The 12,778-nt window shown below is 38.1% G+C and carries 12 protein-coding genes; 11 read left to right on the top strand and 1 reads right to left on the bottom strand.

Annotation, left to right across the window (positions count from 1 at the left end):
* Positions 1-47 precede the first annotated feature (47 nt).
* From F4V44_RS01985 to F4V44_RS28095, 7 genes are all read left to right on the top strand, one after another.
* Positions 48-1,637 carry an ATP-binding protein gene (locus F4V44_RS01985; RefSeq protein WP_396897469.1) on the top strand — a complete coding sequence of 530 codons (1,590 nt, stop codon included), beginning with the start codon at positions 48-50 and terminating at the stop codon, positions 1,635-1,637.
* Positions 1,634-2,326, top strand: coding sequence for a response regulator (locus F4V44_RS01980; RefSeq protein ID WP_150438306.1), 693 nt, complete (start codon positions 1,634-1,636; stop codon positions 2,324-2,326). The genes F4V44_RS01985 and F4V44_RS01980 overlap by 4 nt, the downstream gene beginning before the upstream one ends.
* A gap of 149 nt (positions 2,327-2,475) precedes the next feature.
* Positions 2,476-4,131, top strand: coding sequence for a PhoX family protein (locus F4V44_RS01975; protein WP_150438305.1), 1,656 nt, complete (start codon positions 2,476-2,478; stop codon positions 4,129-4,131).
* Positions 4,132-4,207: 76 nt separating this feature from the next.
* Complete coding sequence (gene tatA, locus F4V44_RS01970) at positions 4,208-4,399, top strand: twin-arginine translocase TatA/TatE family subunit (RefSeq protein WP_150438304.1); 192 nt, start codon at positions 4,208-4,210, stop codon at positions 4,397-4,399.
* A gap of 455 nt (positions 4,400-4,854) precedes the next feature.
* On the top strand, positions 4,855-5,121 hold the full coding sequence (locus tag F4V44_RS01965) for a phosphocarrier protein HPr (protein ID WP_150438303.1): 267 nt from the start codon (positions 4,855-4,857) through the stop codon (positions 5,119-5,121).
* A 176-nt stretch (positions 5,122-5,297) separates the two neighbouring features.
* Complete coding sequence (locus F4V44_RS01960; protein ID WP_150438302.1) at positions 5,298-6,458, top strand: DEAD/DEAH box helicase; 1,161 nt, start codon at positions 5,298-5,300, stop codon at positions 6,456-6,458.
* 80 nt (positions 6,459-6,538) lie between these two features.
* On the top strand, positions 6,539-6,673 hold the full coding sequence (locus F4V44_RS28095) for a hypothetical protein (protein WP_263406651.1): 135 nt from the start codon (positions 6,539-6,541) through the stop codon (positions 6,671-6,673).
* Positions 6,674-6,744: 71 nt separating this feature from the next.
* Here the strand turns inward: F4V44_RS28095 and F4V44_RS01955 are convergent, their stop codons facing one another.
* Positions 6,745-8,274 (bottom strand): FAD-dependent oxidoreductase, encoded by a 1,530-nt coding sequence (locus F4V44_RS01955; protein WP_150438301.1) that lies wholly within the window; start codon positions 8,272-8,274, stop codon positions 6,745-6,747.
* A 267-nt stretch (positions 8,275-8,541) separates the two neighbouring features.
* On the opposite strand from F4V44_RS01955, the gene F4V44_RS01950 reads away from it, so the two are divergent.
* From F4V44_RS01950 to F4V44_RS01935, 4 genes are read left to right on the top strand one after another with little or no spacing between them, the layout of a single operon-like run.
* Positions 8,542-8,778, top strand: a complete 237-nt coding sequence (locus tag F4V44_RS01950) for a hypothetical protein (RefSeq protein ID WP_150438300.1) — start codon at positions 8,542-8,544, stop codon at positions 8,776-8,778.
* A 52-nt stretch (positions 8,779-8,830) separates the two neighbouring features.
* Positions 8,831-9,949, top strand: coding sequence for a GerAB/ArcD/ProY family transporter (locus tag F4V44_RS01945; protein WP_150438299.1), 1,119 nt, complete (start codon positions 8,831-8,833; stop codon positions 9,947-9,949).
* A 30-nt stretch (positions 9,950-9,979) separates the two neighbouring features.
* Positions 9,980-11,581 (top strand): spore germination protein, encoded by a 1,602-nt coding sequence (locus F4V44_RS01940; RefSeq protein WP_223881755.1) that lies wholly within the window; start codon positions 9,980-9,982, stop codon positions 11,579-11,581.
* The gene (locus F4V44_RS01935) at positions 11,578-12,771 is read left to right on the top strand and encodes a Ger(x)C family spore germination protein (protein WP_150438297.1); all 1,194 of its coding nucleotides are present in this window, start codon (positions 11,578-11,580) and stop codon (positions 12,769-12,771) included. The genes F4V44_RS01940 and F4V44_RS01935 overlap by 4 nt, the downstream gene beginning before the upstream one ends.
* The last annotated feature ends 7 nt before the right edge of the window (positions 12,772-12,778 follow it).

Raw genomic sequence — 12,778 nt, 5'->3', positions numbered from 1 at the left:
AAAACTATAAGCAATGAGTTATTAATTGAAGGGGATTCCCTATGAAAATGCGTTTATCCATTCAGTGGAAAATGACTAGTCTTATTATTTATATTGTTTGGTTTTCGTTAGTTTTATTAGGTGTTATTTTGATTGGACAATTTTTACGGGAGCAGGAGTATGAGATCAAAGAACGAGCGCTGCTGACAGCTAGAACGGTTGCAGAACTTCCGAATATGAATGAAAATTTAGGAGAACAGCCGGATGCTGATTCAAATCTTTCTAAAATAGTAGAGAGGCTCAGGATGATCAACAATGCTGATTATATTGTCATACTGAATATGGATCGTATCCGTCTTACTCACCCGAACGCTGAGCTTATTGGGACACCTTCTACAAGTGCTGATGAAGGTCCATCCTTTACTGAGCATAGCTATACCTCCAAAGCTAAAGGAGAAATCGGCACCGTCATTAGGGCGTTTGTTCCAATAATGAACAGTGCCCACCAGCAAATAGGTGTGGTCATTGTAGGCTATAAACTGCCGGGAATTCTTGCGATGGTTTCTTCGCTAAAGATACAATTATTTCTAACTGCCGGTATTACACTAGCCTTTAGTGCCTGGGGAGCTTGGATTTTAGCTAGACACATCAAAAGACAGATGTTTAAGCTTGAGCCGGAGGAAATTGCCCGTATTCTTGTAGAAAGAACAGAAAGCTTTAATGCCATGCAGGAAGGAATTATTGCTATTGATAATGATGAAGTCATCACGATTTTTAATGATAGAGCAAAGACCATGCTAGGGGTGGAAGGAGAGGTGATTGGAAGGAAGATTACATCCGTCCTGCCTGATTCGTATCTGCCTGAAATTTTGCAGAAGAATAAACCAATCTATAATAAGGATTTGCATATTGGTAATCTTGCTATTGTGAGTAATCGGATACCAATTAAAGTAGGAGGAAATACTGTCGGAGCCATTGCTGTCTTTCAAGATCGTACGGAAGTAAAAAGACTAGCTGAAGAGCTCACGGGCGTAAAGGCATTTGTAGGCGCCCTTCGTGCACAAAACCATGAACATATGAATAAGCTCCATACAATAGCCGGTCTAATTCAGTTGGGGAAAAATGATAAGGCTTTGGAGTATGTATTCGAGGCAACAGAAGAGCAGGGAGAACTGACCCGGTTTTTGAGCCGTAATATCGGAGATGATAGTCTCGTGGGGTTGTTGATTGGCAAAGTCAGCCGAGGGAAGGAGCTTGGAATTCATGTTGAAATCGATCGTCATAGTATCTTAAAAAGGTTTCCAAAATTGATGGACCATCATGATTTTGTTCTAATTTTGGGAAACTTAATTGAAAACTCTTTTGATTCTTTTAAAAATAGATCTGAAAACGATAAAGAAATATATGTCAGTATCCAGCAAACAGAGAAGGTATTAAATATATTGGTAGAAGATAATGGCTGCGGCATTCCAAATGAAGGGCTGTCTTTCATTTTTAAGGAAGGCTATACGACAAAATCCTCTGAGACAGGAAGAGGAATAGGGCTTTATCTTGTAAAACAGATTGTTGAAAAGGGGAACGGCAGGATACAGGTAGAATCAGAGGTTGATCAGGGAACGACTTTTTCAATTACATTCGAAATGGGTGAGGGAGAATGATTTCTGTCGTCTTAATAGAGGATGACCTCATGGTACAGGAAGTGAATCGACAGTTTGTCAATAGAGTAGAAGGATTTCAGGTAATTGGCACAGCTAATAATGGGATACAAGGATTGGAAATGATTAGAGAATTAAGGCCAGAATTGGCTTTGGTTGATGTGTACATGCCAGATCAGAACGGTCTTGAGACCTTATACAAAATCAGAAAGGAAGCTCATAAGGTTGATATTATTGCCATTACAGCTGCCAGTGATATCGAAACGGTCCGTTTATTTATTCAAAATGGGGCATTTGATTATATTGTCAAACCATTTAAATTTGAACGGATAAAAAAATCACTTGAAAACTATCGGGACTTTCGTCTGCAATTTAATGAAAAAGAACATATCTCACAAAAGGAATTAGATGAGATTTTTTTAAAGGCAGGGGAAATAGAACTGGAAAAGGCAGAGGATTACGGTATTCTTCCTAAAGGACTAAATCAGCTGACATTAGAAAAGATTATTGAGTATCTCTCCCATTGTAAAGAGCCGCTGTCAGCTGAAACGGTTGCTGAAGGAGTGGGACTAGCAAGGGTTACGGTTAGAAGATATTTAGACTTTCTAGAAAAGTGCGGAAAAGTAGAACTAGACATTTATTATGGAGGGATTGGGCGACCAATAAATAAGTATTTATTAAAAGTAGAATGAGTGGAAGATTCTAAATAGATTTACAATCTTGTAAAAAAATATACAAATCTTTAGAGTCTTTTAATTTGTACTTACTATTCTCTTAACATTTGTTTATTACTATTTTTAATAGAGAAAAGGTAATAAATAATTGAAAAGAGGGTACTAACGTGACTGAAATTAATCGTCGTAAATTTTTAACATATGTCGGAACAGGAGCTGCAGCTTTAACGGTAGCTTCAGCTGGTCTTGGAGGACTAGCCCCAAAAGTAGAAGCAAAAGGCAGAGATGCGGCAAATAATCTATTTGGATTCAATAAAAAAGTATCTGGCTTAAACTTTAAGCCAATTGAACCATCTGATGTGGATGATGTTATTGTTCCAAAAGGGTATAAGTATGAAGTAGTTGCAGCGTATGAAGACGTCATTAACAAAGCTGGAGATACATTTGGTTTTAATAGTGACTTCACTCAATATTTTCCAATCAATGGATCAAGCAATCATGGATTACTTTGGGTAAACCATGAGTATTCCAGCGATATTTTCGTACATGGTGCACCAGATGCAAACGGTAAATACTCAGCAAAGCAAATTGAAAAAATGCTGTACGTACAGGGCGGTTCAATCATCGAGGTAAAAGGAGACAAAAAAGGCGGGTGGAAGCTGGTTTCAGATTCTACTATTGCACGCCGTGTTTCCGGTTTAACTCCGTTTGATGTAACAGGTCCTGCTAGAGGATCAAAAACAATGGCCGGAGCAACAACGGTTCAAGGAACATTTGCGAACTGTTCCGGCGGTAAAACCTTATGGAATACGGTTCTTTCAGCGGAAGAAAACTATGAAGATACTTGTGAAGCAGCTGGATTAAATGAAAATCATTACGGCTGGATTGTGGAAATTGATCCGTTTGATCCGAACTTCAAAGTGCGTAAGCATACGGCATTAGGCCGCTTCCATCATGAAAATGCTGCCATGGGTCTAACTAAGGATGGCCACGTTGCTGTATACATGGGTGATGATGTAAAAGATGCCTGTGTGTACAAGTTCGTTAGTAAAGACAAATATGTAGAATCAGCTGGCAGGGCTAATTCGAAGCTTTTAGAAGAAGGAACACTTTATGTAGCCAACATGAAAAAAGGTCAATGGGTACCAATGACGCTTGAAACGGTACAAGCAGCAATTAAAGGTAAAGCAGATCTTGAAGCAAAATACCAAACTCAAGCTGATGTTTTAGTATATGCGGATGAAGCATCCTTATTAATTGGTGGAACGCCAACGGACCGTCCGGAAGATGTTGAAATTTCTCCATTCGATAAAACCATCTTCATTGCGCATACAAACAATGACAAGCATGGGAACTTCCATGGACACATTACAAGATTTATTGAGGATAACAATGATCTTGGTTCATTAACATTTGATTTTGAAATTTTCGCTGCAGGTGGTAAGCAAAGCGGTTTTAGTGCACCAGATAATTTAACGTTTGATAGCAATGCAAATCTTTGGACTGTTACAGATATTTCTTCCAGTAGTCTTAATAAAGGAATTCATAAGCACTTCAAAAATAATGGTTTATTTGTTATTCCGACTGTTGCCTATAAGAATGTAAGGGAAGAGGAAGTCGGTGAAGCGTATCAATTTGCTTCAGGTCCAATAGAATCTGAAATGACAGGACCATGCTTTACTCCAGATGAAACAACATTATTCTTAGCTGTGCAGCATCCAGGTGAAGGGTCGAAAGATGCTAAAAATCCAACAAGTATGTGGCCGCACCGTAAAGGTGACACAATGCCTAGACCTGGCGTAATCGCAATTACCGGATTTTAAACATCAGGTGCCTGATACCATAAATGGACAAATATCTTTTTATGGCGTCAGGCACCAATAAATGAGGAGGAATCATATGCTTTCCAATATTGGTATTCCTGGCTTGATTCTGATTTTAGTTCTTGCTCTCATTATTTTTGGACCGTCAAAGCTTCCTGAATTAGGACGTGCTGTCGGTTCAACGTTAAAGGAATTTAAGAAATCAGCAAAAGACTTAGTTGCGGATGATGAGGAATCAGAGGGGAAAGAAATAAAAAGAATTAAATAACTTGTATAGAAAGGTCCTGTTCACGTTGACAGGTCTTTTTTTGTGATTTCGGATAGAGATATAAAAGCTTTAATCGCTGCAGCTATTAACTAATAGGGGTGGAAATACTTGGAGATTAATTATTTTACAGGTGGAGTCAATCATAGTTTCGTTTCTTAAGAATGCGGAGCACTCTATTAAAAAATAAAAAAAGTAATAATTTTTAAAATACGATAAAAAAAGAAGAAAAAATATTTCTTTTGTGGTATTATGTATTGCGGCAGGCCTTCGCACAGTTAATTTATTTTCATAAGATTGCATGGAATAGCCATGCGTTACGAGGGGATAATAGGTATTGACCATTATCCTTTGTATCAGACGAAGAATTGTGTAATGGCATTATGCTGAATTGAAAATATGGTTAAAAAGATAATGGATTTTTAACCTACATAAAACTAGAAGAGAGGTCAATAAATATGGCAGAAAAAACTTTTACAATTATCGATGAAGCGGGAATCCATGCTCGTCCTGCAACAATTTTAGTAAATACAGCGAACAAATTCAGTTCAGATGTAAGTCTTGCATACAACGGAAAAAGTGTAAACTTAAAGTCAATTATGGGTGTCATGTCACTAGGTGTTTCCAAAGGGGCAGAAGTAACTGTAACCGCAACAGGTGCTGATGAAGAGGAAGTAATCAATGCCCTTGCTGAAACAATGAAAGAAAATAAATTAATCGGCTAAACAGAAGCAATTAATAAAAGCAGTGTAATAGGTTCAACCTATTATGCTGTTTTTTTGTATGGTGAACGGTATCTGCAGTTAGGACCATTTTCGCGTGCTTTTATCTTGATAGTTGTAATAGTATAATGAAACGAACAGTTTCTTCACTATTATCTATTTTTATGAAGGAGATTAGAATGACGGAAAATCAACAACTAATAAACAGGTTAAAAGGTTCGATTCAACTGGTGTGGGAAAAAGCCGGTTTTTCGCAGCCAACTTCTATCCAGTCTTATGCTATTCCGCATATTCTCGAAAAAAAGGATGTAATTGCCCAGTCACCGACCGGTACAGGAAAGACTTTAGCTTATTTGCTTCCGGTTTTGAACATGATTGATGCCGAGAAAAAAGCGGTGCAGGCAGTCATTTTGGCGTCATCGCAAGAACTTGTTATGCAAATCTTAAATGAAATTCAAAAATGGGCAGAAGGAAGCGGAATCAGAGGTGCTTCTTTTATCGGCGGGGCAAATGTTAAGCGGCAGCTGGAAAAATTAAAAAAACATCCACACATTGCTGTTGGCACCCCAGGCCGGGTGCATGAATTAATTAAACAAAAAAAGTTAAAAATGCATGAGGTGAAAATGGTTGTCCTTGATGAAGGGGACCAATTATTGGTACCTGAGCACACAGAAACAGTCCAACAGATTGTGAAATCAACCTTAAGTGATCGACAAGTGGTTCTTTTTTCAGCAACCTTGCCGGATTCAATCATAAACATAGCTAAAGAGCTTACGAATAATGCGGAAATTATTTCTGTAAAAAAAGATGAAACCATTCGTGCAGAAAAAGTGAATCATATTTATTTTATTAGTGAGCAGCGCGATAAGATTAAATTGCTGGAGAAGATTTCCCGTTTGAAGGAGCTTAAGGGGCTAGTGTTTGTTAAAGATATTGGGAATTTAACCGTTCTCGCGGAAAAGCTGCAATTTAAGAAAATTAACGTAAGTATTCTTCATAGTGATTTAAATAAAATGGAACGTCAAAAGGCATTAAGGAATTTTCGGGACGGTAAAACTTCAATGCTGATTGCGACAGATGTAGCAGCAAGGGGACTTGATATTCAAGGTATCACTCATGTCGTTCATTATGATTTCCCAAAGGATTTAAATCAATATGTTCACCGCTCAGGGAGAACAGGAAGATTTGGTGCAGCTGGAACGGTTATTTCCCTTGTGACAGAGCGGGAAGAACGTGATTTGAAAAAATTCGCTCGAGAAATAGGTACCCATGCTGTAATCAAAAGATTCCATGGGGAAAGTATTGTAGAAGGGAAATCCCAGACTCCAATCAAACGTTAAGGACGCTTTCCGCCGCATAAAGTCATAAAAACGAGTCATACTACCACTGTAAGCCCAATCATAAAAGGAGTGGTAGAATAATGGGAAGAACGAAACGCGGCAATGCGAACGCACAGCGCAATAAAAATAAAAAAGAAGCCAATCGTACAAGTGAAGAGTTGGTTGAATTTCAAACTGGAACGAAAGAACGCGGAGCAAGACCTACTTTAGATTAATATAGTATAAAAAAACAAGGCTGCCAATAAAGCGGAGCCTTGTTTTTTAGTTTATAGATTAGAATAAACTTCTATTCAATTCGTCTTAATGGTTTATTTGTAGGTCCTTCTACCACTTCTCCGTCGTAAGAATAACGCGAGCCATGGCAAGGACAATCCCATGTACGGTCTCCATGATTCCATTCGCATTCACAGCCGAGATGCGTACAGGTGGTGTCAACGATATGCAATTTACCATCCTGATCCCGATAGGCACCGGCCCTCTCGCCATTAAACATGACGGCAGCACCTTCATCATTTTGCAGGTGGCTCGGATCTTTGGGCAAATACTGAAGCTTACCTTTTAACAGATGTCCCGCTACGTCTGCATTGATGCTGATAAATTTTTTAATTGTTGGATCCGCCTTGTTGGGACGGGTTGGTGAGAATAGGTCTTGATAAGGATTGTCCTTTTCAAGAATCGTATCTGCTAAAAGCATGGCGGCAGTTGTTCCATTTGTCATTCCCCATTTGCGATAGCCGGTTGCAACAAGGATGTTTGGTTTTTGTGCTGTGATTGGGCCGATAAAAGGAAGCTTATCTAATGTAATCAAGTCTTGCGTACTCCAACGGTAAGCATACTCTTTAATCCCAAGTGTTTTTTCCGTGAAGGCTTCAAGTTCCTGATAATGTGTTAGCGTATCAGGACCCTGGCCCGTTTGATGATTTTCCCCTCCAATTAAAATAAGCGGCTCACCGTTAACGGGTGTATAGCGTAATGAGCGGATAGGGCTGTCAACACTTACATACATTCCTCCGGGATATTCTTTTTCGGCTTTCACGGCAATAACATAGGAACGTTCAGGGTACATTCTGGCAAAATACATTCCTTCTTTATCAAAGAAAGGGAAATGAGAGGAGATGATGACCTGTTTACATGTGACCTTATACCCATCCCTTGTAATAATTTTTGGTATATCATTTTCTTCTTCAATATCTGTAGCGGTTGTTCCTTCATAAATAAGTCCGCCAGCTTCAATAAAATCAAGCGCGAGCTGTTTCAAATATTTTAATGGGTGAAATTGAGCTTGCCTTTTCATCGATAATGCCTGCTTGATGCTAATGTCAAATGGAATGGAAGTATGCAGTTCACCGTTAATCCCTAAATTCTTATAGGCTTCAGCTTCTTTCTTAATTTTATTGGCATACTCATCTGTTGTTGCATAGATATAGGCATCTTCTTCACTGAAGTCACAATCAATGTTTTTCTCCTGAATTAGATTCTTAATAAATCTTAACGAATTATCAGCTGATTGATAATAAAGTTTAGCTTTCTCCTCGCCAAAGTGTGCAATAAGTTCGTCATATATTAGTCCATGCTGGGCAGTAACCTTGGCAGTTGTATGACCAGTTGTTCCATTTAACACTTTTCCTGCTTCCAGGATAGCGACATTTAAGCCTTCCTTCTTTAAAAGGTAACCCGCCGTAATTCCTGTAATTCCCCCGCCAACAATGGCTACATCAACGGAGATATCCTTCGTCAGTGTATCAGAAGACGGCAGAGAAATCTCCTGCCAGTAAGACTCAGGAAACTGCGGCATGGAATGGGATGAAGCTGTCATTGAAAAGACCTCCTGTCATTACATATATAGGTAATTTTTCCAATAAACATTAGATATATGCAAAATAAATTCCAACATAATTCTTATTACCGCGTTAAAGGAGCGGGGGACAGTCCCCCGCTAAGGTAATGCGGTGAAGAGGTGGGGGACTGTCCCCCATTGCGTTAATGCAATCGCCTAAGTTTACTTTTTTTGGATAATTTTTCTCGTGTTTGACATGATAAGGGGGGAATAGGATTTGTCATTTTTTGAATTGAGGGGAAAAATATGGTTACTTTTTCATTCTTGGCGGTCTTTATTTTGTTGGGGAGTTTAATTGCATGCGTCGATATCATCTTATTTAACTTTACCATTGAGGAAGTATTGTTAAATCTTTTCCATTATCAGCTTATTCAAGATAGAATGATTCTCTTTCTAACTTGTCTAAGCGGTTTCATTTGGGCGGTTATAGTTGATATACGAATCAAAAGGAAAAAGGGACAACCTAAACAGCCGCTTTCCTAATATTCATGGGTTATTAATTATATTCCTTCTATAACAGGGGATGTGTTTCTACATGCAAAAGGAAAATTTATCATTAGCTCAATTATTAGCATTAATTTTCATCTTTTTACTTGGCAGTGCCATTATCATGGGGGTTGCGACGGAACTAAGGCAAAATGCATGGATTGGAATTTCTATTGCTACTGTACTAGGGACAGGACTTATGTATTTTTATTACACCTTAATTAAATTGGTCCCAAATCATAATTTATATGAATTAATGGAGTATGGTTTTACAAGACCAATTGCCATTTTCTTCTCTGCCGGCTATATCATTTATTTTTTCTATATATCTTCACGATTAAATCGTGATTTTGCCGAACTAATTACTACTGCGGTTCTGCCTCTAACGCCAATTGAAGTGACCATACTAACTGTCATGCTCGTCATTGTCTATATTCTGTATCTTGGGATTGAAGTACTGGCAAGAGTATCTGAAATATTTTTTCCTTATTTAATAGGTTTTTTATTTCTGCTCATTATTTTCTTATTTGTTAGTGGCAGAATTAGATTTCAAAATGCGCTGCCAATCCTTGGGGATGGCTTTATGCCAGTCATAAAGGGGCTTTTTCCTGGCTTACTGACCTTTCCTTTTGGTGAATTAATTGTATTTACTGTGATTCTGACAAGTGTGACAAATTTCGAAAAAGCTAAGAAAGTAACTTTATTAGGTACGATACTGGCTGGCTTTTTCTTAGCTTTTGCAACATTTATCATGCTTATCGCTTTAGGAGCAGATACTATGCAGTTTTCACAGTTCCCGCTGCTATCTGCTGCAAGAAAAATCTCAGTCGCGAATTTTATTGAACGAACCGATGCCTTTGTGGTTTTTATTATGTTGTTAGGAATTTTGGTCAAAAGCTCTATTTTCCTTTATGCAGGTTTAAAAGGGCTTGAGTATATTTTTAAGATTCCATACCGAAATTTTACTTTTCCAATCGGGATGCTTATATCTTGTTATTCGGTTTGGATAGCAAGCAACTTTGCTGAACATGTGGAGGAGGGCTTAGTATTTGTTACGCGTTATTTTCATCCACCCATGCAGTTTGGTATTCCCGGCATTCTATTAGGAATCATACTTTGGAAAAATAAAAAGAAGCAAGGGGCAAAAGAGAATTCAACTGCAGGCTAGTGAAAAATAATTATGAAACGGGGTGAGAGGTTGACTTCAGAAAAACCACTTGTACGGATAAGAAGGAAAAGGAAGGAATCAAAGAAAAGCTCCACTGCCGAGGAAATACTAGAAATGAAGCAGGATGAAGAAAATAGATCTGTATATGAATTAAAAGAATCTATTCAAAGTTCTTTTGGCCAAACGGCAGATTTAATAATGGAATCCTTGAAAATAGCAGAAACAGATGGAATGCTATTTTATCTTTCGACTGTAATCGATAATAATCAATTGCAGCAAACCTTAATGAACAAACAAACTTACCAGTCTAATTCTTCCTTTGATTTAAAGTCGAAAGAGGGGATAAAGGAGTTTTGTGAGCAGTTGTTTGGAGGAAGCGGTTTTAAATTTGTCTATACTTTAGAGGAAGTCAGTAAGGAAATATTAAACGGCAGTCTAGCAATTGCCTTTAAAACTTTTCCTTCCTACATCACGATTGCCATGCCCAATTCAAACTTGCGTCAAGTGTCAGAACCAACCTCCCAAACGGTTATCAGAGGTCCGAAAGATAGTTTTGTTGAACTTGCCTCTATAAATATGGCTCTAGTTCGGCGAAGAATTAGAAATCCGAATCTTCGTTTTGAGGAGTTTATCATTGGAAATGAAACACAAACAAAAGTATTTCTCGGCTATATGAATAGTATTGCCAATGAAAAAATCGTTGAAGAGGTTCGCAAAAGGCTGAACAGCATAAATGTATCTGCTATTTTTGAATCTGGCAACATTGAGGAACTCATTGTAGATAAGACATTTACGGTGTTTCCATTAGCGTTTAATACGGAACGCCCGGATACTGTGGCAGGTCAATTAATGGAAGGGAAAATTTGTATTATTATTGATGGCACCCCGTTTGCTTTGCTGGTCCCGGCTGTTTTCACTGATTTCTTTATTTCCTCTGAAGATTATTATCATCACTATTCAATCTCAAGCTTTCTTAGATTACTCAGATATGTATCCTTTATGATTGTCTTAATTGTTCCGTCTGCATATGTGGGCATTTTGACTTATCATCAAGAGTTAGTACCTACCCATCTGTTGATTAATATTATGGCTCAACGTGAAGGTGTGCCATTTCCTGCTGTAGTTGAAGTGTTAATTATGGAATTAACATTTGAAATTTTAAGGGAAGCAGGTATTAGGATGCCGAGAGCTGTCGGGCAGACTGTTTCCATTGTCGGAGCTCTTGTCATTGGACAGGCAGCTGCAGAAGCAGGAATCATTTCCAACATTATGGTCATCATTGTGGCCATTACAGCCACCGCTAATTTCGTAGCTCCTGTCTATAGTTTATCAGCAGCAACAAGGATCTTAAGGTTAATCTTAATCCCTATAGCTGGTTTTCTTGGATTGTATGGGGTTTTGCTTGGTTTAGTCGTGATGGTTGCCCATTTAGCCTCATTAAGATCATTTGGTGTGCCCTATTTAGCTCCTATTGCTCCTTTTAATAGTGAAGACCAAAGAGATGTCTTTATTCGCTTTCCTTATTGGGGGATGACAAGAAGACCGAGTTATTTACGGACAGCCCAACCTGTGAAGCAAAAGAATAAAGGTTCTAACACTCCTCCTGATATGCAAAGGAGAAATGATGGATGAAAACAAAGGCCCTATATATTGTACTAATAATAAATATGCTGTTACTAACAGGCTGCTGGGATCAAAAAGAGCTTGCAGATATATCACTGGCAGTTGGGATGGCTATTGATATAGGAGAAGATGACAAATATGTAGTTACAGTAGAAGCGATTAATCCGGCAGAATTAAATGAACAAACTGCAGGCGGGAATGCACCGACTGTTATTTTCTCATTAGAAGGAAACACATTGGCAGAAGTTGCACATAAAATGAACATTGGTTTTTCGAAGATTGTGATTTATTCCCACATGAAAACAGTTGTGATTAGTAAAGCCATTGCAGAGAAAGGAATGTTAGATTTTATAGATTTTCTTGATCGTACTAGGGAAATCAGGGATGATTTTAATTTTATAATGGTAGATGAAGGCAAGGCAGCAGAAGTACTAAAGGTTCTGTATACGATTCAAAAATCCTCTTCTTTAAAATTAACGAAACAGCTAAAAACTGGGGCAAGGCTTTGGGGATTGGATCCGGATATCCGTTTAGCCGATTTTATTAATGCTTATACATCAGCGGGACGCCAGCCTGTTATGGCGGCTGTTCGAATACACGGAGATCCTAAAAAAGGAGCAACTGTGGATAATCTAAAAAAATCAGAGCTCGATGCCATTGTTGAAATTGATTCACTCGCCATGTTTCGAGATGAAAAACTTGTCGGTACTCTTCCAGTTGAAGAAACGAGAGATTACTTATGGCTGCAAAATAGAATTAAAACAACAATTGTCAGTATTCCATGTGAAAAAGATAATTATATAGCAATGAGGTTAATACATTCACATACAAAGATAAAGGGGGACATTCAAAAAGGGCGCCCCCATATTAAACTTCGTATAAGAGCAGAAGGATATATGAATGGAAATCAATGTAATTATCCGTTAAATGAATTAGGCACATACTTGAAATATGAAAAATTAGCAGCAGACTACATAAAAGAACGAATCAGTAAAACGATTCAGCAAGTACAAGAGGAGTACGGGGTAGATATCTTCGGGTTCGGTGAAGTGGTAGAACGGCAAAATCCCAAAAAGTTTAAAGCATATAAGAATAATTGGGATGAAGCTTTTCAAAATGCTCAAATAGACGTAGAAATAGATATTAAAATCAGAAGATCAGGCTTGGTATCAAAAGGGCCTTTATTAAGGAATGAATAATTAGTGT

Source organism: Niallia endozanthoxylica, from assembly GCF_008710145.1.
In the GTDB taxonomy this organism is placed as follows: Bacteria; Bacillota; Bacilli; order Bacillales; family Cytobacillaceae; genus Bacillus_BD; species Bacillus_BD endozanthoxylica.
The sequence above is the reverse complement of the archived record's forward strand: the minus strand, read 5'-3'. Positions and strand labels throughout refer to the sequence as shown.

Bases quoted from the DNA above. Each gene is read 5' to 3' on its own strand.
- F4V44_RS01985 (WP_396897469.1), top strand. From the start codon at position 48: ATGCGTTTATCCATTCAGTGGAAAATGACTAGTCTTATTATTTATATT.
- F4V44_RS01980 (WP_150438306.1), top strand. From the start codon at position 1,634: ATGATTTCTGTCGTCTTAATAGAGGATGACCTCATGGTACAGGAAGTG.
- tatA (WP_150438304.1), top strand. From the start codon at position 4,208: ATGCTTTCCAATATTGGTATTCCTGGCTTGATTCTGATTTTAGTTCTT.
- F4V44_RS01965 (WP_150438303.1), top strand. From the start codon at position 4,855: ATGGCAGAAAAAACTTTTACAATTATCGATGAAGCGGGAATCCATGCT.
- F4V44_RS01960 (WP_150438302.1), top strand. From the start codon at position 5,298: ATGACGGAAAATCAACAACTAATAAACAGGTTAAAAGGTTCGATTCAA.
- F4V44_RS28095 (WP_263406651.1), top strand. From the start codon at position 6,539: ATGGGAAGAACGAAACGCGGCAATGCGAACGCACAGCGCAATAAAAAT.
- F4V44_RS01955 (WP_150438301.1), bottom strand. From the start codon at position 8,274: ATGACAGCTTCATCCCATTCCATGCCGCAGTTTCCTGAGTCTTACTGG.
- F4V44_RS01950 (WP_150438300.1), top strand. From the start codon at position 8,542: ATGGTTACTTTTTCATTCTTGGCGGTCTTTATTTTGTTGGGGAGTTTA.
- F4V44_RS01945 (WP_150438299.1), top strand. From the start codon at position 8,831: ATGCAAAAGGAAAATTTATCATTAGCTCAATTATTAGCATTAATTTTC.
- F4V44_RS01935 (WP_150438297.1), top strand. From the start codon at position 11,578: ATGAAAACAAAGGCCCTATATATTGTACTAATAATAAATATGCTGTTA.